Raw genomic sequence first — 24,647 nt, 5'->3', positions numbered from 1 at the left:
CGCAATTGGTCCTCGGATGCCATTCAGGATAGCAGATGCGGGCAGGCCCGGAAATAGTCGTGTTCGCCGATCCGCGCTATCCGGGCGGAACGACCCGCGCCTTCTGCGCCGAGGCGCGGGCGCTGCACAAGGTCGGGGCGCAGGTGGGGTTCTGCCCGGTGCTGGGCAGCGAACTCGGCCGGGCCGCCCAACTTCCGCCCGCCATCGCGGAACTGGTGGACGCAGGCACGCTGAGCCTCGTCGATGCGCGGCAGGCGGCGCGGACGCGGCTGGCGATCGTCCACCATCCCGCGATCTTCCGGCACCTGCCGGCTGAGGCGCTGGGTCTGAGGCCGGACCGGGTCGTGCTGGTCCTGCACCATCCGCCGCTCGACGGGTTCGGGCGGCCCGCCTATGACCTCGAGGGGTGCGCGGCGAACCTGCGCGACGTGTTCGGCGCCGATATGACGCTCGCCCCCGTCGGACCTGTCGTGCGCGACCAGCTGCGCCGGATGGGGTGGCCCGAGGGCGGGGTGCTGGCCGAGGACTGGACGAACCTGATCGACTTCGACGAATGGCCGCGCCGCGCTCTGCGCCAGCGGCACGGGCGGATCACCATCGGGCGACACTCGCGCCCCTCGCCGCTGAAGTTCCCCGACGATCTGGCGCAGGCTCTGCTGGCCTATCCCGAGGCTCCGGATGTGTCCGTCAGGATGCTCGGCGCACCGGACGATCTTGCCCGGCGCTATGGTCGCAAGCCCGCTAACTGGGAGCTGCTGGCCTTCGATGCCGAGCCCGTCCCGCGCTTTCTGGAAACGCTCGACTACTACGTTTACGTCCATGGCGAGGAATGGGTCGAGGCGTTCGGCTATGGCATTCTCGAAGCCATCGCCGTCGGCGTGCCGGTGATCCTGCCTCCGGTGTTCCGGGCGACCTTCGGGACCGCCGCGCTTTATGCCGAGCCCTCGAACATGCAGGACCTGATCCGCGGGATGGAGGCCGATCCTGCCACCCGTGACGCCCATGTCGCCCAGGCACGCGCCGAGGCCGAGGCGCGTTTCTCGGCCGATCTGTTTCTGCCGCGGCTGGAGCGGCTCGTTCCCGGCTGGCGCGGCGCCCCCTTCCGCGCGGCAAGGCCGCTGCCGCCCCTGCGCAGTGTCATGGTCACGTCCAACGGCGTGGGGCTGGGCCACCTCACGCGGCTGATGGCGCTGGCGCGGAACCTGCCGGCCGGGTCGGAGACGGCGTTCTTCACCCTCAGTCGCGGCTACCGGCTTGCGGTCGAGGCGGGCCACCTGACGCAATACGTCCCCTTTCACGCCAGCACCGGCGCGGATATCGGCGCGTGGAACCGCGCGCTGACCGAGGAACTGGGCGATTTCCTCGACCTCGTGGGACCGGACCTCGTCGTGTTCGACGGCAACCTGCCGTATGACGGCCTGGTTTCGGCGCTGGACCAGCGGCGCGGCCTGCCCCGCGCCTGGGTGCGCCGCGCGATGTGGGGGGTGGAGCTGCCGGCGGTTCGGCAACGTGCGCCCCTGTTCGATCTGGTGATCGAGCCGGGCGAACTCGCCCATCGGATCGACCGGGTGGGACGCGAGGTGCGGGCCGGCGCAGTCACCGTGGCGCCGATCGTCGCCACGCCCCCGGACCGCCGGATGACGCGGGACGAGGCACGGGCCGCCCTCGGGCTGCAGGACGCATCGACGGCGGTCGGGCTGATGCTGGGGTCTGCCGGCAACTTCGACATCACCGGAATACGGCGGGCCATTCTGGATCACCTGCTGCGGCTGCCCGATGTCGAACTGGTCGAGATCACCGCCACGGACAGCCCTGCACCGCCCGAAGGGCCGCGTCGGCTGACGCTTTACCCCGCCGCCCGCTACAGCGCGGCCTTCGACCTGATGGTGACGGCCGCAGGATACAACAGCTTCCACGAGGCGATGCTGCACCGCGTCCCCACCATCTTCGTGCCGAACGAAGCGCCCGAAATGGACCTGCAGATCCAGCGCGCCCGCTTTGCGCGAAGCACCGGCTGCGGCGAGTTGCTGCGGGCGTCGGACGCGATCCTCGCCCCGCGCGTCATCGACCGGATGCTGGACCCGGCCACGCGCGAGGCGATGCGCGGCCGCATGGCCCGCCTAGAAATGGGCGACGGCGCGGCCGAAGCGGCGCGGCTTCTCGGATATCTCGGGCGGATGCTGCGCCTGCGCGACCCGCTGTAGAAATCCTTGCCAGAACACCGCGCCGGGCGGATAATCGGGATCGTCGCATGACCTGCTGGAGCGTTCGCCCATGCACCGGTTTCCGCGCCTCGCCCTGTTCTGCGCAGCCCTTCTGCTTGCGCCCCCGGCCCATGCGCAGGACGAGCCGCGTCACGCGCTGGTCGTGGGCAATGCCGACTACCGCCTCGGCGTTCTTCGCAACCCGCTGAACGACGCCCGTTCCATGGCGGCGGTCCTGCTCGAATCCGGGTTCGAGACGACGCTGGTCGAGAATGTCACCGAAAACGAGTTCGACACCGCCATCGACAGCTTCCTTGCGACGCTGCCCGAAGGCGCGGTCGGGCTGTTCTACTATGCGGGCCACGCGATTCAGGCGGACGGGCGCAACTATCTGCTGCCGGTGGATATCGAGGCGGGATCGCTCGATCAGGTCGAGGCGTCCAGCATCTCGGCGTCCGACCTGCTGGACCGCCTCCATGAGAAAGGCGTGGGCTTCGGGATCTTCATCCTCGACGCCTGCCGCGAGAATCCCTACGCCGCCGAGGCCGAGGCCGGGCGCGGCCTTGCCTCGATGGAAGGCAGGACCGGCGAGACGCTGATCGGTTTCGCCACCCAGGCGGGCGAGGTCGCCTTCGACGGCGGCGGGCCGAACAGCCCCTATACGGGCGCGCTGGTCAGCGAGCTGGACAAGTCGGGCGAGGATATCCTCGACGTGTTCCGCTCGGTCCGGCGGTCGGTGCGCATCTGGACGGACGGTCGGCAGCTTCCCTTCATCTCCGCCTCGGTCGAGCGCGAGTTCTACTTCCGCCCGCCCGCGGGCGAGCCGCCCGCGCAGCTCGATCTGGGCCAGCTCACGCTGGAAGGGGTGCGCCCGGCGGTCGAGAAACTCTGGTGGGGGGCGATCGAGGACAGCCGCGTTCCGCAGGATTTCCACGTCTTCCTGACCCACTTCCCCGAGTCGGACCATGCCGAGGCCGCGCGCTCGCTTGCGGAAACGCTGACCGCCGAGGGCACGCAGGTGCGCGGGCTGGAGCTGGTGCAGTTCCGGCCCGATGCCGCCCCCCCGCAGGCGGGCAGCATCGGCGCGCTGGCGACGGAATGCGACGCGACTGCGGGCGATCCTGACGATCCGCGCCGGATCACCGATGGCGTGCGCTGGGGTCTGGTGAACACGCGCATCGCCCTGCGCGCCTGCTCGGCCGCGCTGGCCGAGGATCCGACCAACCCGCGCCTGCTGCACCAGATGGGGCGCGTCCTCGACATACTGGACCGGACCGATGAGGCCGAGGGGTTCTACCGCGTCGCGGGCTCGATGGATTACAGCGCGTCGATGTCGAACCTCGCCTATCTCTACATGACCGGCAAGGGCCGCGATCAGGACTATGCCGAGGCGATGCGGCTCTATCACCGCGCCGCCGATCTGGGGAACCTAAGGGGCCGCATGGGGGTGGGCAACTTCTACGAACGCGGTTGGAGCGTCGAGAAGGATCTGGACGAGGCGGTGCGCTGGTACCGGCTCGCCGCGCAGGACGGATGGCCCAACGCGCTGGACACGCTGGGAAACCTCTATCGCCGCGGCCGGACCGAGGATGGCACGGGCCTCGACCGCGACATCGACGAGGCGGTCCGCCTCTACCGGATCGCGGCGGAGCTCAGCAACACCAACGCCATGAACAACCTCGGCCAGCTTTACCTCAAGGGCGAGGCGGGAACGCCGGATGTCAAGCAGGGGATAGAATGGCTCAGCCGCGCGGCCGAACTTGGCAACGCCTATGCGCCCTACAACCTCGGCAAGCTCTATCGCGATGGAGAGGTGGTCGCGCGGGATGACGCGCTTGCCGTCGAACTGTTCCAGCGGGCGATCGACAACGGCTTCGTCGGCGCCCGGATCGCCCTCGCGGACATGTATCGGCAGGGTCGCGGGGTCGAGCGGAGTTCGGACGAGGCCGCCTTCAACCTCGCCATCGGCGCCATCAGCGGGGGACCCCGCGAGCTGAAGGATCGGGACGAGGCGAAGCGGCGGCTGGAGGAGCTCGACCTGTCCGAAGAACGGAAGGCCGCCGCCCGCGCCCGCGCAGAGGAATGGGTGCGCGTGAACGGGTGAACTTGGCGGATGATCCGCTTGCGGGAACGGGGATGATGGTCGTTCAGCGGTAACGCGGCGGCGGGTATGCCGATGAGCCCGGCCCCGGCAGCAGCACATTGCGCCGATGGGTTTCCCATGCCCGGACCGGACGACGATCCCTCCGGGCCGCTGCGGCAACTTGGGACCGAGTTCCTCTCCGTCAACAGCCTGACCGCCACCGCGTCCGGCTTGCCGAGGCCAAGCGAGCGGCGGGTGATGGCCGGAACTCAACCAACTGACTGGGGGTCCTCTGCCAGCGCAACCAAGCGCCGCCGGACCGCCCCCGCTCAACTGATCGCCTGGAACTCCACCCGGCGATTGCCCGCGGCGGCGGGGTCGTCGCGGTCGAACAGAAAGCGCTCTCCGAAGCCCACGGCTTCGAGCCGGGCGGGCAGGATACCGCATTCCCTGACGAAGTAGCGCTCGACCTCTTCGGCGCGCAGCAGCGAGAGGCGCTCGTTATAGGCGTCCGTCCCCAGCGCGTCGGTATGGCCCACGATGCGGAACAGCGCGATGTCGCTGCCCTTCATCACCCGGCAAAGCTGTTCCAGCCGGGGCGTCTGCTCGTCCGTCAGCACCGCGGAATCGAAGGGAAAGTTCACCCGGACATTGACCTGCAGCTCGGGGTCAAGGCGCCCGAAGACGACCGGAGCGGGGGTCGGCGGCGCGGCTGCGGCGGTGATGGTCGGCAGAACCGGAACGGCAGGTGGCGTTTCGCGCCCGCTACCGTGGACCGTTACCCCGCCGAGCCCACCCGGCGGGGCGGACGGCTCGACCCGGACAGGCTGGCTCGCCAATGGCGCTGCGGCGGCGACGGCCGGCCTGCCCTCTTCCGCAGAATCGTCGGCCGCGACTTCAGGCGCGGTCGTCAGGTCATCGACGGTGATCAGTTCCAACCCGCGCGGGGCGCCGAGATCGGGCCGTTCCGCGGCCCGGAACGCTTCGCGCTGGCGCAGGAAGCGTTCAGCCAGGGCATCGTCGGACAATTCCTGGGCACCCAGCGGCGGGGCCAGCAGGACAAGGCCAAGAAGGAAGGGCAACCGCATTTGAGACCCGCCCATGTGCAGGAAACGCATTACCTTGGCCCAAGGTTAAGCTATGCTCGGATTCGAGGCAATTCACAACTTGGGCGGGACGTCGGATGGCAGACCCCAGGGACGTGACACGCAGCGGACGGGGGCGATGGCCGCCCCGGTGACGCGCGTGCCGAAGGCGCCACCGGCAATGCTGTTGCCGGAGGGGGCAGGCCTGACCCATCGCGGCCGCGTCCGCACGCGGAACGAGGACGCGATCCTCACGGATCCCGGCGGCACGCTCTGGGCCGTGTCGGACGGGATGGGCGGGCACGGCCACGGGGACATCGCCTCGGACATCGTGATCGACTGCCTTGCCGGCATCTCCGACGAGGACGCGGGCGCTGATCCCGAAGGGATCCTCGTCGCCCGGATCGAACATGCGAACGCCATGGTGCGCCAGCGCGCCGCGCGGATGGGCGGCTCAACCATGGGCGCCACCGTGGTCGCCCTGATCATGAGCCGGGGAATGGCGCATCTCGCCTGGGTCGGCGACAGCCGCGCCTATCTTCACCGGCACGGGACGCTGCGGCTGCTGACCCGCGACCATACGCTCGTGCAGGACCTCGTGGAGCGCGGCGAGATCAGCCCCGCCGAGGCCGCCATCCATCCCCAGTCCCATGTCGTCACCCGCGCGGTGGGCGGCACGCCGCTGGTCGATGTGGACAGCCTGCATGTACCCCTGGCCGCCGGTGACTGGCTGCTTCTTTGCAGCGACGGGCTGACGGCCTGTCTCGACGACCCGCAGATCGCGCGGATGTTGCAGGGCGCAGACGATCCGCGCGACGCCTGCCGCCGCCTGCTGACGGCCACGCTTGCGGCGGGCGCGCCGGACAACGTATCGGTGATCGCCGTCCGAATGGCCGCGCCATGACCCTGCGGCGCGGCAGCCTTGCGGGCGCGACTGTCATCGCGATGGGGCTGGTGGCCGCGGCGATCGCCTTTGCGGTCGTGACCACGCTGCTCGACAGCGCCGACGCCACGACCGAACTGCGCCTGTCCCGGCTGGAGGAGACGGTCGCCGCCGCCGAGGAACGGAACGCCGAACTCAGGGACGCGCTGGCGCAGGCGCAGGCCGAACTGGCGCGGATGCGCGAGGATCTGAGCCTTCTGGCGAACCGCGCCCGCGTCCCGGCCCCGCAATCCGCGCCGCTGAACGCGGGACAGGGCACGGCAGACGAGGGACAGATCATCGCCCCCGACGCCGGAACCGGCGAAAACTTCGAGGAGGTGATCGCGACGGAACAGCCGACCGAGATCATGCTGCTTGCCAAGCAGCGGTTCAATCGCGGCATCACCCAGCCGCGCAACAGCGTGATGCTGGAAATCCTCGGCCAGCCGCGGGACAGCTATGGCACCGATTGTCAGGCCGTCACCAATCCGCGCCTGAAGGCCCTGATCGAGACGCAGCAGGTCGGACCGATCCGCGTCTCGATGCTGCGCCCGGCGATCGAAAGCCTTGGCCGCGTGCTGACCCGCCTGAACGAGAACGAGCCCGACATCCACGCCAAGCTGGGCACCGCTGGCGCGCTCTGCGCGCGGCTGATCCGCGGATCGCGGACGGCCATTTCCAACCATTCCTGGGGCACGGCCATCGACCTGACGCTGGAGGGGCAGCTGGACGGTTTCGCCGATGGCGGGACGCAGCTGGGGCTGGTCATCCTGGCGGAGTATTTCAACGACGAGGGCTGGTTCTGGGGCGCCACCTACGGGCGCGAGGATTCCATGCATTTCGAGGTGGGCGAGGAGACGCTGCGTGCCTGGGCGGCGGACGGCAGGCTCTGACCGGCACGCGGGGACGGCGGGGAACGCCTATGACCGCGCCGCGACCCCGGTTCTGGCGCTGGCCGACGATCTGGCCGAGCGGGGTTCATGGGCCGATGTTCCCGCGCTGCTGCGCGAGGCGCGCGCCCGGATCGACCGTTTCGGCGATACCCTGCACCGGGCGGGCCTGCCCGCCGCGACGCTGGCACCGGCGCGGCTCGCACTGGGGCTGGTCCTCGATCAGGCGGCGCGGTCGAACGAGGCGCTGCCCCTGCATCTGTGGTCGCCCGGCGCCTATCGTCTGCTGTTCGAGGGCGAGGAGATGTCCCCGGCCCGCCTGCGCGATTTCGCCAACCGAGCCGACAAGGCGGGACCGGCCTTCGCCGATACGGCCGCTTTCCTGCGGCGTTGCCTGACGCGGGTCGAAGCGGCCAGCGCCCGGACCGACGCCGGCGCGCCGGAAAGCTGGGGGCGGCTTCTGGCCGGGGCGGTGCTGGGGTTCGCGGCGCTCGTGCTGGCCTGGGCCGTCCATACCGAATGGGCGTTCCATCGGGAGACGGCGCAGGCCTTCGCCGCCGAGGCGCTGTCCATCGGCCTCGACCGGCCGGGAGAGATCGCCGATCTCGGCCCCCGGCTCGACCGGATGGCGGCGGCGGTGGCAGGGGTCGAGCGTTCGCTCGCCAAGGCGCCCGTCCGGGTCTTTGCCGGCCCGCTGGGGTTTGACGCGGCGAGCCGGGCGCGCAAGGTGCAGGCCCGGACCGTCCGCCAGCATCTGCCCCCAGTGCTGGCGGGGGCCATCGACACGGCGCTGGCGAGCGAGGGCGACAGTCCGGCCCTTTACGATACCGTTCGCGCCTGGGACGTCCTGTCGGGCGACGGGGCGTGGAATCCGGCTTATCTTCAGGGCTGGTTGACGGCCCGCCGCGAGCTGCTGCCCGATCTGCAGGCGCTGGCCCCTCATGTCGCGCTGCTGAGCCCGCCCTTCGCCCAGCCCCCTTCGCCTGATCCCGCGCTGCTCGCGCAAGCCCGCGTCTTTGCCGCCGAGGCGTCCGAGGCGGATCGGGCGTGGATCGAACTCATCCGCTCGCCGGAAATGACCGCCCTTGCGCCGTGGCGGCCGTCGCAGGTTCCGGGCCTTGCCGAAATCGCCGTCCGGCGCTCGGGCAAGCCGATGACGGCCGCCATCCCCGGCGCTTACACGACGCGAGGCTGGGCATACGCGCGGGACGGCGGTGCGGCGCAGGCGGTGGAGGTCGCGCGGGCCGTGGCCGCGCGGCTCTATCGCGACGGGCTGCGAACGGATGCCGGGTCATCCGCCGGCGTCCTCGCCCGGCTTCAGGTCGAGACACTGGCGACGTGGCGCGGTTTCCTCGACGATCTGCGGGTGCGGCGCTTCGACCGGCGCGCGACGGCAGTGCGGGTGTCCGGCCTGCTCGCCCGCAAGCCGTCGCCCATCGCCCTGCTGCTGACGCAGGCCTGGGAGGAGGTCGGCGGCACCGACCGCAGCAGGCCGCGCGAGTTGCAGCAGCGCATTGCCGCCGGGTTCGGCCCGATGATCCAGTATGTCGAGAGCGGACGGCTGGACGAGATCTCGGCGCTGTTCGCGTCGCTCAACGCCGCCCTCGGCGCCCGCGGCGCGTCCGACGACCTGATTACCGAGCGGCTGATGGGTTTTCAGGACCGCGCGGCCTCGGTCGCCGCCTTGCGGCAGGCGCCGCCGGTCGTGGTGCAGCTGGTCGAGGATGTGCTGGCGCAGACTGCCGTGCCTCGCGCCGCGCAGATCGCCAGCCCCTTCACCCAGCGCTGGCAGGCCGAGGTCTATGATCTGTGCCGCCGCGCGACCGAGGGGCGGTTTCCCTTCGACGCGAACGGGGCCGACGCGGATCTGGCCGATTTCGCGGCACTCTTCGGCGGCGGCGGCGCGATCGAGCGCTTCTTCGTGGCCGAGGCGCAGCCCTATATCGACAGCTCCGCCTCGCCCTGGCGCTGGCTGCCCGAAGCGCGCTTCTCCGGCCTGTCGCCCGAAAGCGCCGAATTGTTCGAGAAGGCGCAGGCGATTCGCGCCGGTTTCTTCGACGACGCGGGCAACTTCGGCGCCACCGTGACCATCGCGGCCCTTGCCGAACGGGGCAAGGCGGTCGTGGCGCTGGGGGGCGCCAGCGCGGCGGTGGACGCCCGAGCCGACGCCGCCTCGCTGCGCTGGCCGGGGACGCAGGGCGCGGCAGGCGTCTCCGTCGCCTTTGCCGGGCAACCCGCCAGCGTTCACGAACCGGGCCCGTGGGGCTTTCTGCGCCTGCTGGACGGGCTGAGGCTGCGGCCGCGCGATCAGGGGCAACGCTTCCTCGTCGATCTGCGCACCGACGCGGGTCGGCTGTTTCTGGAACTGGCCTTTCCATCCGCTGCGAACCCGGTCGCGGGACTGTCGGCGGCTCGCGGCTTTGCGTGCCCCGCCGCCCTGTGATTTTCCGGCGCGGGCCTTCCCCGACTGCGCTATGCTGAGGTCATCTCTCCGTGCAGAGAAGGAGCAGAGTCGTGCCCGACCGCGAGATCACGCTCACATCCCCGCTCAGTGCCGACCAGCTCATGTTCGCTTCGATGGAGGGGCAGGACGAGATCAGCACCTGTTTCGCATTCGTCCTGACGGCGGTCAGCCCGGACCCCGATCTCGACCCCGCCCGGCTTCTGGGCAGATCCGTGACCGTTTCGATCGGCGCCGCGGCCCCCGTGCGCCACCTGAACGCCATCGCGACGGATTTCGGCTTCACCGAAATGGAAGGCGACCTTGCGCAGTATCGCGCCACCCTGCGCCCGGCCCTGTGGCTGCTCACCCTCTCCACCAGCAACCGGATCTTCCAGAACAAGAGCGCCGTCGAGATCGTCGAGGATGTGCTGCGCAGCTATCCGCAGGTGAAGTTCGCGCTGCGCCTGCAACGCTCCTACCCGCCGCGCGATTACTGCGTGCAGTATGGGGAAACCGACCTCGCCTTCGTGCAGCGGCTGCTGGAGCATGAGGGCATCTTCTATTTCTTCGAGCATTCCGAGGACGGGCACCTGCTGGTGCTGGGCGACGACAGCACCAGGCTGGAACCGGCCGAGGATCTGGACGAGATACCGTGGCAGCCCGACGAGCGGGCGAACTTCCTGGACGGCAACTTCATCGTCCAGTGGGCCGGGACCGCGTCGCTGCGCACCAGCAAGTTCGCCCATACCGACTATGATTTCGAAAAGCCCTCGGCCAACCTGCTGGCGCAGGCCAAGGATGCGGACAGCTTTTCCGAGGCGAAGACCGAAGCCTATCACTACCCCGGCAACTACACCGCCTTCGGGCGCGGCGACGACCTTGCCGGCCTGCGGGTCGAGGAATTGCAGGCGCCGCGCCGCCGCGCCAGCGCCCGCGCCACCGCGCCCGGCCTGCGCCCCGGCGTCAGTTTTGCGCTGACCGATTTCCCGCGCGCGGCCGAGAACGGCAGCTATGTCGTCCTGCGCGCCGGCTACCGGATGTGGGACGGGCAGTATCAGGCCGGGATGCGCCAGCCCGGAATGGGGCGGGCGGAAGTCGGCTGCGAGGTGACCGTGGAGCTTCAGCCCGCCGCCCTACCCTTCCGCCCCGAACGGCGGACCCCGCGTCCGCGCATGACCGGCCCGCAGACCGCGGTGGTCGTGGGCCCCGCCGGCGCCGAGATCTTCACCGACAAGTATTCACGCGTGAAGGTCCAGTTCCACTGGGACCGCGAGGGCCGCAAGGACGCGGCCTCCTCGTGCTTCATGCGCGTCAGCGCGGCTTGGGCCGGGGCGGGCTGGGGCTTCATCCAGATCCCCCGCATCGGGCAGGAGGTTATCGTCGATTTTCTGGAAGGCGACCCCGACCAGCCGCTGATCGTCGGCAGGCTCTATAACGCCGAGCAGATGCCCCCTTACCCGCTGCCGGGCAGCGCCACGCAGTCGGGCTGGAAGTCGAACTCCTCCCCCGGCGGGGGCGGCTGGAACGAGCTGCGCTTCGAGGACAAGAAGGGCGCCGAGGAGGTGTATTTCCAGGCCGAGAAGGATCACACCGAACTGGTCAAGAACGACGAGACCCGCAAGATCGGCCACGACTGGAAGGAAGATGTCGGCCACGACGCCGGCCAGTCCGTGGGTCACGACCGGCAGGAATCGGTCGGTAACGACAAGGCCACCAAGGTCGGCCGCCACCGCGAGGTCAACATCGGCGTCAACGACACCGAGACCGTCGGCGCCGACCGCAGCCTGACCGTGGGCGGCGACGAGACGATCCACGTCGTCGGCAGTTCGGGCGAGAGCATCGACCGCAATCACACCCAGACGGTCGGCATTGCGCAGATGGTCCTCGTGAAGGCGGGGCGCACGGACAAGGTGGGGCTGGTGGAAAGCCGCGTCGTGGGCAGCCACCAGACGCTCACCGTGGGCCAGAAACGCAGTGTGCGGGTGGGCGGCAAGCAGGCTCATCACGTCCAGAACGACGATTCGACCACCGTGGTCGGGGCCCAGAGCTTCAAGATCGGCAAGGACCACGCAACGGAGGTGGGCGCGAGCCAGACCCTGAAGGTGGCCACCGACCAGAGCACCAGCGTCGGCGGCAGCCGGGCCGTCAAGGTGGCCAAGGATCAGGCGCATGACGTGACGGGCAACGTCGCTCTCACCTCCGGCAAGACGATCAACATCGAGGCCGCCGACGAGATCACGCTGAAATGCGGCGACGCCAGCATCATGCTGAAGAAGGACGGCACCGTTCTGGTGAAGGGCAACAACCTGACGCAGCAGGCCAGCGGAAAGATCACCGGCAAGGCCGATGGCGACATGATCTTCACGGCCTCGAAGATCCACCAGAACTGAACAGAAGCGACAGGGCATCGCCGGGATCGCCCGGATCGGCCGACACGGGCCCCCGACCCCGCGCCCACAGGAGCAGCGCCGGTGCGCACGGTCCTGTCCGCGCCGGAGGCGGCAGCGCATCCAGCCCCGCCCACAGCGCATCGGCGGTCAGCCGTCCCTCGCAGGCGGCCCCGGCCAGCGGCAACGCCGCCTCGCACCATGCTTCGGCCGCATCGGGCGCAGCCGGGAAGTCCAGCATCACCAGCGCGCTGAGCGGAAACCGCCGCCCCACGGAATCGCGGCTGGGCAGCACCAGCGCGCAGGCGCTGCGATCCCCGCAGGACAGCCGCACGCGCAGGCCGCCCGCCGGCCAGCCTGCGTCCCGGCTGGCGAGATGGTGGGTCAGCCAGCGGTCCCACCATGCGCCGAACGCATCCGGCAACCCCCGCCGCACGAAATCGCCGGTCGCGGGCAACTTGCCGAACAGGGCGACCCGTCCCCGGCTCAGATCCTCTCCGGGCACGCGAAACCCCTGAACATCTGCAGATCGAAGGGATTGTCCACACTCGCCGCCCGCAAGTCGTAGCTTGCGGCAAAGCTGCCAAGGCCGAGGCGCAGGCGGAACAGCTCGGCCTGATCGGTCGGCGCCAGCTCGCCCCGATGAATCAGCCGCAGAAAGGCCCAGGCGCCTGTCTCCGTCTGGATCGCCTCGGCGGAGCCGTCCACCGGCGCGAAGGACAGCGAGACGAGGTTCGTTCCGTCCGCGCCGGGCCAGGTCATCGGCATGGGCCGGGTCGCCGCGTTGAAATAGACCAGCACCTGCCCGTCCACGTTGAGGCTGACCCGGCTGGCGTTCGCGGACAGATCCTTCGGCTCCAGCGTGAAGGTCAGGACCGGGCCGGCGCCGCCCGGAAACAGCGCGTCGCGGATCTCGCGCGCCTTCTGGAAGGGTTGCAGCCGTTCCGCCGCAAGGCCGAAATCCGCCCGCCACTGCCACGGCCGCGCGGTCGTATCGACATAGGGAAGAAGCTGCTCGTTTATGAACAGGTCCATCAGCGCGCCGGGGCCGAAGAGGCGCTGGAAATCGGCCACGGTCACGTCGATGGCGCTGTCCGCCGCAAAGGGATAGCGCCCGGCCGTCGCCGCGCGGCAGAAGGGCAGCACATCCGCCTGCAACCGCGCGTTCAGCTGATCGACCACCGCCTCTCGCGTCACCGCGATGGTGTCGCCCGCGATGCCCGCCACCCAGTCGTTAACGGGCGGCGGCAGCCCCTGCGCCACGTTCGCGATCGCGCCGGTCAGTTCGGGCAACCCGCCCCTCGCCAGCAGCGCGGCTTCGGGGTCGGGGCTGGCCGAGACGGTCTGCAACTCGTTCGCCAGCGCCCCGAGCGCCAGGACGACATCGCCGATGCGCGGCGGCGCGTCGTCCACGCTGTCGATGGTGGACTTGAGCGGGCGGAAATGCCGGGCGACCTCGGCGCCGGGCGGCTCGGCGGTTGCAGCGCCCGCGTCGCCCCCCGCCGGGACAAGACGGGCGCCCTTCTTGGCGAGCTTGCCGACCTTGCCCAGCCGCTTGGCGGCGGCGTTGACAAGGCCTTTGGGCGGCCCGCCCCCTTCCGCGTCCGCCTCGGGTTCGGCCGGCGCGCGCGTCAGTTCCGTCTCGGCCACGACGGCCCGCAGCAGCCGGTTCAGCGCGCTGTCCTCGCTGGACAGATCCTTGAGGCTCCCGGTGGCGCTGGCAAGGTCGGTGATCGGCGCAAGACGGATGTCGCGCAGGAAACCGTCCCATTTCGCGATGAAGTCCTGCTCGTAAAGGCTCAGCAGGTCCGCTTCCAGCGTGGCGGCATCGGCGGTCGCGCTTTCGTCGCAACCGCCCGCGAAGACCAGCCGGTCGATGGCCGCCTGCGCCGCGACATCGGGGACCAGCGGCAGGACGGTCCCGTGAAATCCGGCATAGGTGAACGCCCCCGGAAGCCCGGCTTGCAGCGTCCGGCCCGACAGCCGCGTGAATATCTGCGCGCCCCGCGGCCCCGCCACCGCGGCCGGGGTCCATTCCGGCAAGGCGGTGACGGCGGAGTCCGACATCAGCGCCTCATACGCCCGCACCGCCAGCGGAATGGCGCAGAGGCTTTCCAGCGCCGTGCGGACCAGCTCGGGGTCGCTTTCGGTCTTCGCCTCCTCGCCCGCCATCAGCGCGATGGTGTCCAGCTGATAGCTGCGCGCGGCCTCGGTCGGGAACGGATCGACGGGCGCACCGGCGGGCAGCGCCTCCTGCCACCACGCGGCAACGAAGTCGGGGTTGTAGGGCGCAAGGCCGGTCATCATGAAATAGGTCTTGAGCGCCCCGAGCAGGTAATCCGGGTCGCGGATCTGCCGCCAGATCGTGGCCTCCAGCAGCGCGACCATCCGCGGCTCGACGATGTTCGACAGGCCGCGCCGATAGGCGATCCGCTGCGCCTCGGACAGCTGCGGCTGCGCGGTCGGGCCCAGCAGCGCCAGCGGGTGCCGGGGCACCATCACCGACGCGGCGGTGATCGCGTCCATCCCTTCGATCGCCAGATCGAGGTCGGGCCGGTCGGTCGGCACCTGCCGCGCCGCCACGTCGGCAAGACCGGATTGCAGCGCCGAAAACTGCCGCTCCTGCTCGGCGACCAGCCCCGAGAAGCGGCTGAACGAGAAGGCGAACAGAAAGCCGAGGCAGGCGACCGCCAGCAGCGACGCGGCAAGCGTGCCGCGCCAGATCCAGCGCCGCCGCTCCTCGGCTTTCGGGTCGAGTATCCCAAGGCCAGCCTCGTTGAAGATCACGTCGGTCAGCAGGCGCTTGAGAAAGAACGACCGTTTCTCGCCATGTCGTCCGGGCATCGCGGCGGGGGCCGGCAGGCCGAAGCCCTGGGCGAGTTCACCCACCAGCCGGTCGATGGGCGATCCTTCCTGCGTGGCCGAGGTCAGGTAGAAACCGCGCAACCACGGCGCCTCGTCATAGCGGGTCTCGGCGAACACCGCATCGACAAGCAGCCGCAGCGGCGCGTCCAGCTGGAGCAGCTGGGCCGGAAAACGGAAGATCTCCGCCCGCCGCGCCAGCGGCAGGTCATCGGCCAGGCGCTTGGCCACCCGCCGCTCGACCTGCCCGGCAAGGTCGTGCAGCTCGCGCCCGATGGCGGCGCCGCTCGCAGCCTCGGCCGGCGGCAGGGTGGCGCCCCAGACCTGCTCGCGTTCCTCCGTGGAAAGTTCGGCGAAGAAGGCGTCGAACCCCGGCACGAGGTCGAGCTTTGTGATCACAAGATAGACCGGCAGCCGCAGTCCCAGCCTTTCTCGCAACTCTCCCAGGCGCTTGCGGATCTCGCGCCCGTGCGCGCGCAGCTCATCCGCCGGTCGCAGCAACTCGGTCACGGAAATCGCGACGATCACCCCGTTCAGCGCCCGGCGGCCCCGGTGCTTGCGCAAGAGGTCGAGGAAGCTGTTCCATTCGGCCGCGTCGCTTTCGGGGTTGCTGGCCTGCTCGGTATAGCGGCCGGCGGTATCCAGCAGGATCGCGCTGTCCGTGAAGAACCAGTCGCAGTTGCGCGTGCCGCCGACGCCCTTGAGATCGTCGCCCAGATCGACGGGAAAATGCAGCCCGGACTGGCGCAGCGCGGTGGTCTTGCCGGTGCCGGGCGGGCCGATGATGACATACCACGGCATCTCGCGCAGGAAGCGGCGGTGGCCCAGCCGGGACCGCTTCATCTGCGCGAGGATGGACTGGAACTTCGCGTCGATCTCGGCCCCGGCCGCGTCCTTGGTGCCGGCGGGCTCGGGCGTCTGCCGCGCCAGCTCGCTGACGAACACCTGATTGGCCCGCGCCGCCCGCAGTTGGCCCAGCAGCACCCAGAACAGCCACAGGATCGCCACCGCGCCGATCGCGATCAGCCTTGCAAGCGGCGACTCCAGCGGCGCGCGGCCGCCGACCGTCACGATCGGGCCGAACTGCCAGATCAGCAGGCACAGCAGCAGGGCGCCGATGAACACCCACAGCCGCCGCGAGAACAGGAACCGCAGGATGGCCTTGGGGGCGCGCATGTCAGAGCCTCTTTCCGATCCTGATCTCGACCCGGCGGTTCTGGGCGCGCCCCGCGGCGGTGGCGTTGTCGCCGACGGGCTCGCTGTCGGCGCGGCCCTCGACGGCGATCAGGTCGGGCGGCACCCCGGCCCGCACCAGCAGTTCGGCGATGGTCCGCGCCCGCGCCTCGGACAGTCCCTGATTGGTCGCAAAGGGGTTGCTGGCCTGAACCGGGACCGAATCCGTGTGCCCCGTCACCGTCACCCCGCCGATCACCTCGGCGTTGGCGACGATGGTCTGCCCGATCGAGGCGATCAGCGGCAGATACACGGCGTTCACATCCGCGCGCGCCGAACGGAAGACCTCGGGATCGGTGCCGCGGACCACCAGCGTCGTCAGCGACACGTCTTCCTGCCCCGACAGCGCCGAGGCGGTGTCTGCCGGCGCGGCGGCGACGAACTGCGGCAGCAGTTCCAGAACCACGGGCTCCAGCGGCGGCGGCGTCTCCCCCGGCCCGCGCGGCGGGCGGTAGATCTGGGCACGCTCGGGCGGCGGGATCAGCCGCGCCACGGCATAAAGCTGCGCGCCCCGCTGCGACAACTGCCACGCGAGCGCGATGTAGATGGCGGCGACGACAGCGAGCGTGACGACCCCGATGGCCCACAGCGGAACGGCAAAGCGGCGCGGCGTGTCCCGCGCCTCGACGCCCTGCCAGCGCGGCGAAAGCGGGGCGCGATCCGCATCGGCCCCGCCAAGCCGGGCCGCGCCCATGCGCGCCTGCAACAGTGCGCCGTCGGCCTGCGGCCCCGCCACCCGGAAACGGCCGCGAAAGCCGAGACCAAGGCAGATCAGCGCAAGCTCCAGCAATTCGGGATCGCGCTCGGGATGGCGCTGAAGCTCGGCGAGGCGCTCGAAGAACCGGGCGCCCGCATCCACGTCCCCCGACAGCGACACGACGAGCGGCTGGCGCGGCCAGTCGCTGTGGCCGCCCCAGGGCGTGTTGATCGCCAGATCGTCGATCAGCGCCGCGACGAACCACGCGGCCTGATCCGCACGGGCCAGCGGGACGCCGCGGGCAACGGCCGAGTCGCGCGCGTCCACGAGGCTGTCGAGCAGGCGGACCCGCAGCGTTTCCGCGCTTGGCGGGGCGGTGGCGCGTTCCAGTTCCGGGGCAATCTCCAGCAGCGGGGCGAAGGCGGCGACCAGCGGGTTCGGGTGGGCGCGGGCATGTCGGACAGGCGCGGCGGGCGCGCCGAAACCGGGGCCTAACGGGAAACCCGGCGCGGGCCGTTCGGGCGCGGGCGGCGCCGCGCCGCTGCGGTTCGTGGGCCGGATGCGCGTGCGTCCCGCGTCGTTCATCAGGCCGAAGGGGTCGTCAGGGTCGCCCATGTCTCACTGGCTCACCGCATAGCAGTCGATCTCGGGTTGGCGGTCCAGCTGCCCCGACACCCCGATCACAAATCCCGGCGATTCCAGGATCTGCGCCCAGTGCTCGGACTTGCGGTCCAGTTCCAGGCAGAGCCGGTCGCCGTCATAGGGGATCTCGCGCGGCTGGGAATGAAGCGGCTTCAGCGGGATGCCCGGCAGGCGCGAGCGCCAGAGCTTCTCGAACTCGTCGGCCGAGCCGACGGTCGCCTGATCGACGAAGATGCGCCGGAGCATCGCCTCGGACATGTCGGAGGCCACCCGCAGGACGATCCGGCTGGATTTCAGGATCTCCGGGTTGTCGATCCGCACCTTCCAGATGTTCTGGGCGTGGACGGCGACCGGCAGCGCGCGGGACTTCGGCTCGACATGCCGCAGCGACAGGATCAGCGAGCGCAGCGTGTCCGCCAGCGCCGAGAATGCCGCCTCGGGGTTTTCATGCTCATAGGGCGCCAGATCGGAGAGCCGGCGCGAGGATGACCCATAAGTCGCCATGGTGCCGGCCAGCCCCGCCAGTTCCATGTAGAGATCCGAAGGATGATAGAGGTCCTGCGCCGCCATATGGGCGAGGCGCGGGCGGGCGGCGTTCGCCAGTTGCAGGATCAGCAGGTTCTCGACCGTCCGGCCGGCGGCGCCCAGAACCATCTGGCCGTGCGCCTCGGCGATGCGGTCGAGGCCCATCGCCATCTCGGCCGCGAAAGCCGCATACCACGGCACCGCCGCCGTCCGCAGCGCTGGCGCGAGGAACCCCGGCGCGAGCCGCACGGACCCGTCAGCGGCCAGACCTTCGATCCGCGCCACGGGCATGGTGACATAGCCGGAGGTGTCCTCGCCCGGAACGAACAGCCGGGGCATGAGCCGCGCCACCTCGATCTCGGCCGCCTCTGCCCCGCCCTGCACCGCGTCGCGCACCGTCACGTGGACGCCCCGGTAACGCGCGCCCGCACGCGGCGCGTGGGCGGGTTCGGTCGAGGCTGCGCCGGCTGCGTCCAGCGGAACGCCGACACGGGCGAGCCCCGTTCCCTCGCGGCGGACCGGCACGGCGTCGGGCGCGGCGGCGTCGGCGGGAATGGCGAAGGGGGTCCCGTCGGGGAAGATACCGCTGGCCGCCGCGATGCCGATCCGCCCGGCCTGCAGCGCGCCCTCGTCCAGCGCCAGCGTCCAGAACCCCCACGCCTGAAGATGCGCGGCCCGCAGGCTGCCGCGCACCAGCGACTCGGCAAAGCGGTCCTGCTGCTGGAAATGCTGGGTCCGAAGGAACAACCCCTCGGACCAGACGACCCTGCTGGCCTCATCCATGCCGGCTCACGCTGCTGTGGCGGTCACGCCCGTCGCAGAGACGCCGACCGTCAGGTTCAGGCTGGCCCCGGCCGCCACCGGCACCAGCGCGCGGAATACCCGGCCCGTCGGATCGCGGAACCCGGCGTAGATGCCGAGCGCGGTCGTGGCCGGGTCCAGTTGCAGCGTCGTCGAGGCGCTTGCGCCGGGGGCGAGAACGATCTGGCTGGCCGAGACGAGATCGCCCCCCAGCGCGGTTTCCGGCGCCTGCAGCGCAAAGAAATCCGCCGCGTTGAACGCCCCCGTTCCCCGCAGTTGCAGCACGGTGAGCGTCAGCGGCCGGTCCGCGCCGTCCGGCCCCGGATTCATCCCCGCGCTGGCGGCGGCGGCGATGGTCGCGGTGGCGGGCGGCGGCTCCTTGCCGCCGCAGCCCGACAGGGCCAGCAGCCCGAGCGCGGCCCCGCCCATCAGCACGGTGCGTCTGTCAGTCATGGTCCATCCTCCCCTTGCCCTCGTATGCGTCGCGGAAATCGCCGCCGACCTCGCCCAGAAAGCGGTCCTCGGCCGCCTTGGCGATGCCCTTGTATCGTTCGCAGTAAAGCTGCCACAGCAGCGCGGACCGGCCGCCAGCGAGGATCGCCCGCAGCCGCCCGGTCGCCTCGATCTCGCGCTCGATCTCTTCGGGGTCGAAACGGTCGATCATCCGGCGCAGCGCCGCCTGAAGACCGGACCAGGACCGCATCTGGTGATCGGCAAGATCGCGCCCGGCGGCGGCGATCGCGGCGTCGGCATCCATGTAGCCGGGACGCGGCTGGCCGATCATCGCCTCGATCATCGCATCCGTGGTCGGCAGGAACTTCAGCGGGTTCACGTTGGCCGAGCCGATCACCGTCTGCGCGACGCGAAGATTGCGCTTCTCGCGCGCGCGGCTGCGCAGCGCCTGCTCGATCAACTCGACGAGCCCGCGGAAGCGCCGGCCCAGCGCCTCCATCTCGGCCGGTCCAAGCTCGCCCGCCGTGGCGGGGTCGAGGCCGAGACCGCTGACAAGAGCTTCGACCAGTGCGGCCTCGGTTGAGGACGCCACCGGCTGTGTGGGCCGAGGCTCGGGCGGGGCCTGCGCCATTTGCGTGACGGGAGGGGCTGGGGCGGCCTCATCTGCAAACGCGACGGGCGCGGGGGCGGCGTCTGAAGCGGACAGCGGCAGCGGGTCAAGCGTGAAGGGATCGTCGAAGCCCTGCCCCGCCGCTGGCCGGGCCGCCGCAGGTCGCGGCGGGGTTCGCGGCGCGTCGAACGGATCGGGCAGGTCCGCCGGCCGGGGCTGCTGCGTCTCCTCCACCGGGCGCTGCGCGAAGAAATCATCCGCAGAGAACGCGCCCGTGTCATGCACCGCCGCCGCCGTTGCGCGGGAAGCGACCCGCAGATCGGCGCGGATCACCACGTCGCCCAGCCGGATCCGCATTCCGTCACGCAGCGCGCAGCCCTGGCCCGCGCCAAGCGGCGCATCCGCCCCGTCCACGAAGACGCCGCCGCGGCTGATGTCGGTGACCGTGAAGCCGTCGCCCGCCGCCGCGATCAGGCAGTGCTTGCGCGAGATGAACATGTCGGGATCCTCGAGCCGCCAGTCGGCGTCGGCCCCTCTTCCGATCGACAGCTCGCCGCCTGGATGGGAAAGCTCGGGCACCGGCTGCGGATGCGGCGAGTGTTCGATGACGAGACGCAGGGTCATGCCGCCTCCCGCGTGATCCGTGGCAGCCGCAGATCGTCGCGGTCCGCCGGATGCGCCGCCCGCAACCACGCCGTGCGCCCAAGCGCGACGCGGCCCAGCAGGGGCGGCGGCACCGCATCCGCGGCCAGCACCGGCCGCAGGTCGATATCGATCTCGCGCCCGACGAGGTGCAGGACCAGATGCCGCAATGCGCCGCGCAGGGGCGCGTCGTCCGCAAGGCGCCTATAGGCGGGAAGATCGACCGGCCCGACCCGCAGCTCGGCCCGGTCCTGACGCGAGAATATCCGCGCCCCTGCGACGGCCCCGCCGCCCAGCCGCGCATGCGCCTGCCCGAGCCGCGTCTGAAGCGGCGCGGGAATGTCGATCCAGTTGGCGACGAACTCGACCACCCGAACCGGGGCGCCGAGCAGGTCCGCGACCGGCGCGGCAAGACGCTCGGGTCCGTGCACCTGCTGCGCGATCTGCATGGCGCGGTTCAGCTTGACCGGCTCGGCGGTGGCGGACGGGCTATTACCCCGCTTCTCTCCCCGCATCCCCGGCAGACCGACGCCCGCAAGCGCCGCCAGCGTGGCGCCGACGCGACCCGCGCCGGGGCGGCCCGCGTGCACGGAAGGCCGCGCGTCGCCCCATGCCCGCCAGTAGAGCGCGATCATCCGGTGTTGCAGCATGTTGCAGAAATCCAGCGCCGAGGTGTCGGCGGTCGCGTGTTCGCTGCCCGCCTCGAACCAGCGCTGCGAGACGCGGTCGAAGACCCGGCGGGTCAGGTGCAGCGGCATCGGCCCCTCGGGGCCGAGCAGTCCGATCACCTCGACCTCGATCCGGCGCGGGGCGTCGCCCCGCTGCGGGGTCAGGCGGGCCACGTCGCGGGTCGCGGCCGACAGCCGCGCCGATTGGCCGAGCCGCGCAGGCTCGCGCCCCGGCCCGCCGCTTCGGCCGAACCACTCCCCGCCCCTCTCCAGCCGGCGCAGAAGCTCGAAGAACTCCGTCGCTTCGTCCGGGGGCGTCGCATCCGGGGGCACCTCGTCGGGGGGCAGGCGCGTCAGATCATCGCGCGCGAGCCGAGCGTCATCGGCCATGCCACCTCCTCCTGCGCCTGAGAAAGCCGGACTCGCGTGCGGACAAAGCCGTTGATGGCGGCATGGCGCGCGAACAGCCGGGCCAGCAATGCGGGCAGCAGCAGCGCGCTCGACCCGGCGAAGGGGCCCTCGTCGAGGGTCAGCGCGATCTCGGTGCCGTGGCCGAAGCAGAGCGGGCCGGGCAGGTCCAGCCGCTCGACCACGCGACGGGAGCTGACGGCGCGGATCGCCTGCGCATGGCGGGCGAACGCCGGATCGCCGCGATCCGCATAGAGCCGCAGCAGCGCGACCAGAGGCTCCGCCCCCGGCACGCCGTCATCCTCGCCCTCGCCCTCGCCCAGCGAGAGATGGTTCAGCGCCAGTTGCGCCACCATCCGCCACGCCACCTCGTCCTGCCCGGTCTCGCCGCCGGGGCCGCGCTGGGGCGGGCGGCCGTGCCCGCCGGGAACCGGGCGCCGCAAGGGGCCGGTCAGCTCCACCCGCGCAACCGGGTCGCCGCTTTCAACGGCAAGCTGGGGCAGGTCATCGAGGATCGGCAGGTCGCGATTGGTGCAGAGCGCGCGGATGTCCAGGCTGCGCGGCACCGGCGCGCCCGCGACAGAGATGTAGAGGTCGTCCCCCGCATAGCTCGTCCGCATCTGCCCCCGCCGGATCTCGTCCTCGGCCGGGCGGCGGGGCCGGCGCTCGGTGGTATAAACCCTTCCCCCCGCGCCCTGCCCGGCCGCCATGTGCAGCGGCGGTATCGCGCCCGCCGCGCCGCCTGCGGCGGGGTCCTCCACCCGCAGCAGGCGATAGATCTCGAAGTCGCGGGGCTGCGCCCGGTCGGCGTGGACCACATGCGCCGAACGGCCGGGGTTCAGATCGACGATGTCGCATTCCCGCTCGAACAGGTTGATGACCGGCGTCGCGAACAGCCGGAAATCCCCCGCCGACACGTCCGCCAGCACGGGGCGCGGGCGCCGCAGCGGAATGACGATCTCCAGCGGGCCGGCAACGCAGTCGCGGACGGCAGCGGCGAGGCCGTCGAGCCGCAGATAATGGAACCGTTCCGGCATCAGGAAATATTCGCGCAGAAGGCGATAGCCGCCGAAGGCGGGGCGCAGCGGCGGCAGCAACGCCTCGGCGTCGCCAAGACCGGCCATCGCCGGCGCAGGCGCGGGGTGATAGCTGCCCACGACGGACGGGTTGCCGGGCGGCGCCGCAGCCCGCGTCTCGACAGGCAGCGCCTGGCCATGAATGGCGTCGAACAGCGCGCCGCCGCGATTGGCGAGGAACAGGTCCAGCCGGTCCAGCGACAGTTCGGCCAGCGCCCCCGGCCCGTCGCGCGCCAGTGTCAGGCGCAGCCCTGCCTCGGCCTCGCGCGCGCGCGGGGGCAGCCCGGCGGCATGCAGCGCCCCGCGATCGGCCAGATACTCGGCCCGCTCGACCCTGAGCGGCCACAGCGTCACGTCCTGCGCGGTGGTATAGACGGCGCGGGTCGCCAGCCCTTCGCGGAAAGCGGCGACGAGGCGGGTGCCGCGGCGCACCGGATGCCCGCCCGGCATCCCCTGAACCTGCGCGCCGGGATGCAGGACCGCCATGCCCATCGCGGGACCGGGCGCCAGCAGGTCGGGGGAAAGCGCGTCGAGCAGCGTCTCGACATAGCGCGTGCTTTCCAGATCGACCTTCAGCCGCGTGCGGGCGGCAAGAAAGGCCACGCCCTCCAGCAGCCGTTCCACATAGGGATCGGGACAGGGAACCGCGTCCAGCGACAGGTTGCGGGCCACGGTCGGGTGCAGGGCGGCGAACTCGCCCGCAAGCTCGCGCAGGTGGAGGAGTTCCTCCTCGTAATAGCCGAGGAACGTGCGGTCCATCTCACCGCTCCGTCAGCCGCGTGGCGGCGCGCCCGTTGTCGAGGTCGATGGTGGTGGACAGGTGCATCCGCTCGGGCACCGGCGCGAGCATCAGGACGCCCTCGACCTCGATCCGCAGGCCGGTGCGGTCGCCCGTGACCACCCGCACGACGATGCTGTCGGACCCCAGACGCGGCTCATAGGCGGCGACGATCCGGCGCAGCTCGCGGGAAAGGCGGTCGCTGTCGAAATCCTTGGCCCGCCGGCCGGAAAAGGCGGGAACGCCGAAGTTCACGACGCTGCGCCGCACCTGCGGGAAATCGGCGATCAGCGCGGCGGGGCTGGGCACGGATGCCCGCTCGGCGTCGGTCAGCAGCGGCTCGGATTCGAAGCGCTCGACGTTGAACAGGGCTTCCAGATCGCGGCGCACGGCCTCGCGCAACACCTCGGGGGTGACGACGATGCCGCGCTCCTGCAAGAAGCGCTGCCGTTCGGTCATCGCCAGCAGGTCGCGCAATTCGCGCCGGTGCAGATCGTCAAGCGCGGGTTCGGCCTCGATCCCCCGCTGTCCGGCCGCGAGCAGACGGTCGAGCCGCTCAATCCCCAGTTCGCGGCCGAGATCGCCCCGAAGCCGCGCGATCTCGACCGCAAGGCCGGGCAGGTCGTCCACCAGCCGGTCCCACAGGCTGGGCTGGACCGCCTCTCGCCTCGCGTTCGCGACTGTGCCACGATCCTGCACGCGTCATCCCCTTGCTGCGCCCGGTCCGGCCTCAGTGGCCAGCGACGATGTCGTATTCAACCTCATGCTCGTCGCCCGCCGAATGGTCGTCGGCCTGGACGGTATAGACGATGTTGATCTTCTCGGCCGTGAAGCTCACCTCCTCCTCGACCATCTGCTCGGGATCGGCCGCCTCGGTTTCCAGCATCCGAAAGCCCGAGACCGCCGCGTTCGAGAGCGTGATCTTGAGGTAATCGAGATGCGCGTCGCCCGAATCCTTGCGGGCCATGATGACGATCTCGGGAATGGACTTGGCCTGCATCACCGCCAGCGCGAGATAGGGCGAGGCCGCATCGGTGAACTTGCGTATCTTGATGTCGCTGATCTGCGCCCGCCCGCGTGAGCGGCCGGAGCCGACATTGGCCGAGGACTGCTGCTGGACCTGCCAGCCGATCGAGTGAACGTCGATCTCGTCCTCGTGGTCGGCGCGCTTGGATTCGCCCTTGATGTCCTCGATCTTGATGTAACCAGAGACGGGCATCGTCGTGTTCTCCCCCTTT

17 protein-coding genes are annotated in these 24,647 nt (G+C 70.8%); 6 read left to right on the top strand and 11 right to left on the bottom strand.

Going from position 1 to position 24,647, the window contains the following annotated elements; translation table 11 throughout:
* The first annotated feature begins 35 nt into the window (after positions 1 to 35).
* Positions 36 to 2,204, top strand: coding sequence for a glycosyltransferase (locus tag KTN05_RS03480; RefSeq protein ID WP_217327983.1), 2,169 nt, complete (start codon positions 36 to 38; stop codon positions 2,202 to 2,204).
* A gap of 70 nt (positions 2,205 to 2,274) precedes the next feature.
* Positions 2,275 to 4,308, top strand: coding sequence for a caspase family protein (locus KTN05_RS03475; RefSeq protein ID WP_217327982.1), 2,034 nt, complete (start codon positions 2,275 to 2,277; stop codon positions 4,306 to 4,308).
* Positions 4,309 to 4,616: 308 nt separating this feature from the next.
* On the opposite strand, the gene KTN05_RS03470 is transcribed toward KTN05_RS03475, so the two are convergent.
* Positions 4,617 to 5,375 (bottom strand): OmpA family protein, encoded by a 759-nt coding sequence (locus tag KTN05_RS03470; RefSeq protein ID WP_217327981.1) that lies wholly within the window; start codon positions 5,373 to 5,375, stop codon positions 4,617 to 4,619.
* A 157-nt stretch (positions 5,376 to 5,532) separates the two neighbouring features.
* Between KTN05_RS03470 and KTN05_RS03465 the strand changes: the two genes are divergently transcribed.
* The 4 genes from KTN05_RS03465 to KTN05_RS18635 all read left to right on the top strand — a co-directional run bounded on the left by KTN05_RS03465 (position 5,533) and on the right by KTN05_RS18635 (position 12,017).
* Entirely contained in the window at positions 5,533 to 6,276 is a 744-nt protein-coding gene (locus tag KTN05_RS03465) for a PP2C family serine/threonine-protein phosphatase (RefSeq protein ID WP_371823267.1), read from the top strand.
* Entirely contained in the window at positions 6,273 to 7,187 is a 915-nt protein-coding gene (locus KTN05_RS03460; RefSeq protein WP_254367957.1) for a M15 family metallopeptidase, read from the top strand. The genes KTN05_RS03465 and KTN05_RS03460 overlap by 4 nt, the downstream gene beginning before the upstream one ends.
* On the top strand, positions 7,159 to 9,627 hold the full coding sequence (locus tag KTN05_RS03455; protein ID WP_217327979.1) for an ImcF-related family protein: 2,469 nt from the start codon (positions 7,159 to 7,161) through the stop codon (positions 9,625 to 9,627). The genes KTN05_RS03460 and KTN05_RS03455 overlap by 29 nt, the downstream gene beginning before the upstream one ends.
* Before the next feature lie 71 nt (positions 9,628 to 9,698).
* Positions 9,699 to 12,017 (top strand): type VI secretion system Vgr family protein, encoded by a 2,319-nt coding sequence (locus tag KTN05_RS18635; RefSeq protein WP_371823266.1) that lies wholly within the window; start codon positions 9,699 to 9,701, stop codon positions 12,015 to 12,017.
* Here the strand turns inward: KTN05_RS18635 and tagF are convergent.
* Genes tagF through KTN05_RS03400 form a run of 10 tightly spaced genes read right to left on the bottom strand, consistent with a single transcriptional unit; the run spans position 11,989 to position 24,628 of the window.
* Positions 11,989 to 12,519 carry a type VI secretion system-associated protein TagF gene (tagF, locus tag KTN05_RS03445; RefSeq protein ID WP_371823265.1) on the bottom strand — a complete coding sequence of 177 codons (531 nt, stop codon included), beginning with the start codon at positions 12,517 to 12,519 and terminating at the stop codon, positions 11,989 to 11,991. The two genes, KTN05_RS18635 and tagF, sit on opposite strands and share 29 nt — an antisense overlap.
* Positions 12,501 to 16,052, bottom strand: a complete 3,552-nt coding sequence (gene tssM / locus KTN05_RS03440) for a type VI secretion system membrane subunit TssM (protein WP_217327978.1) — start codon at positions 16,050 to 16,052, stop codon at positions 12,501 to 12,503. Before tssM ends, tagF begins: the two co-directional genes overlap by 19 nt.
* A gap of 1 nt (position 16,053) precedes the next feature.
* Positions 16,054 to 17,421: a type IVB secretion system protein IcmH/DotU gene (gene icmH, locus KTN05_RS03435; RefSeq protein ID WP_217327977.1), complete on the bottom strand. Its 1,368-nt coding sequence runs from the start codon at positions 17,419 to 17,421 to the stop codon at positions 16,054 to 16,056.
* 3 nt (positions 17,422 to 17,424) lie between these two features.
* A complete protein-coding gene (gene tssK / locus KTN05_RS03430; protein WP_217327976.1) occupies positions 17,425 to 18,756 on the bottom strand; it encodes a type VI secretion system baseplate subunit TssK in 1,332 nt (443 codons plus the stop codon).
* A gap of 6 nt (positions 18,757 to 18,762) precedes the next feature.
* A complete protein-coding gene (gene tssJ, locus KTN05_RS03425; RefSeq protein WP_217327975.1) occupies positions 18,763 to 19,227 on the bottom strand; it encodes a type VI secretion system lipoprotein TssJ in 465 nt (154 codons plus the stop codon).
* Positions 19,220 to 20,461 carry a type VI secretion system-associated FHA domain protein TagH gene (gene tagH / locus KTN05_RS03420; protein ID WP_217327974.1) on the bottom strand — a complete coding sequence of 414 codons (1,242 nt, stop codon included), beginning with the start codon at positions 20,459 to 20,461 and terminating at the stop codon, positions 19,220 to 19,222. The genes tssJ and tagH overlap by 8 nt, the downstream gene beginning before the upstream one ends.
* Positions 20,458 to 21,537, bottom strand: a complete 1,080-nt coding sequence (gene tssG / locus KTN05_RS03415; protein ID WP_217327973.1) for a type VI secretion system baseplate subunit TssG — start codon at positions 21,535 to 21,537, stop codon at positions 20,458 to 20,460. The genes tagH and tssG overlap by 4 nt, the downstream gene beginning before the upstream one ends.
* Positions 21,501 to 23,390: a type VI secretion system baseplate subunit TssF gene (gene tssF / locus KTN05_RS03410; protein ID WP_217327972.1), complete on the bottom strand. Its 1,890-nt coding sequence runs from the start codon at positions 23,388 to 23,390 to the stop codon at positions 21,501 to 21,503. Before tssF ends, tssG begins: the two co-directional genes overlap by 37 nt.
* Position 23,391: 1 nt before the next feature.
* Complete coding sequence (gene tssE, locus KTN05_RS03405; RefSeq protein WP_371823264.1) at positions 23,392 to 24,108, bottom strand: type VI secretion system baseplate subunit TssE; 717 nt, start codon at positions 24,106 to 24,108, stop codon at positions 23,392 to 23,394.
* 31 nt (positions 24,109 to 24,139) lie between these two features.
* Positions 24,140 to 24,628 carry a type VI secretion system tube protein Hcp gene (locus KTN05_RS03400; RefSeq protein WP_217327971.1) on the bottom strand — a complete coding sequence of 163 codons (489 nt, stop codon included), beginning with the start codon at positions 24,626 to 24,628 and terminating at the stop codon, positions 24,140 to 24,142.
* Positions 24,629 to 24,647: the final 19 nt, after the last annotated feature.

The organism is Paracoccus sp. Z118 (assembly GCF_019061185.1).
Taxonomy (GTDB): Bacteria; Pseudomonadota; Alphaproteobacteria; order Rhodobacterales; family Rhodobacteraceae; genus Paracoccus.
The sequence above is the reverse complement of the archived record's forward strand: the minus strand, read 5'-3'. Positions and strand labels throughout refer to the sequence as shown.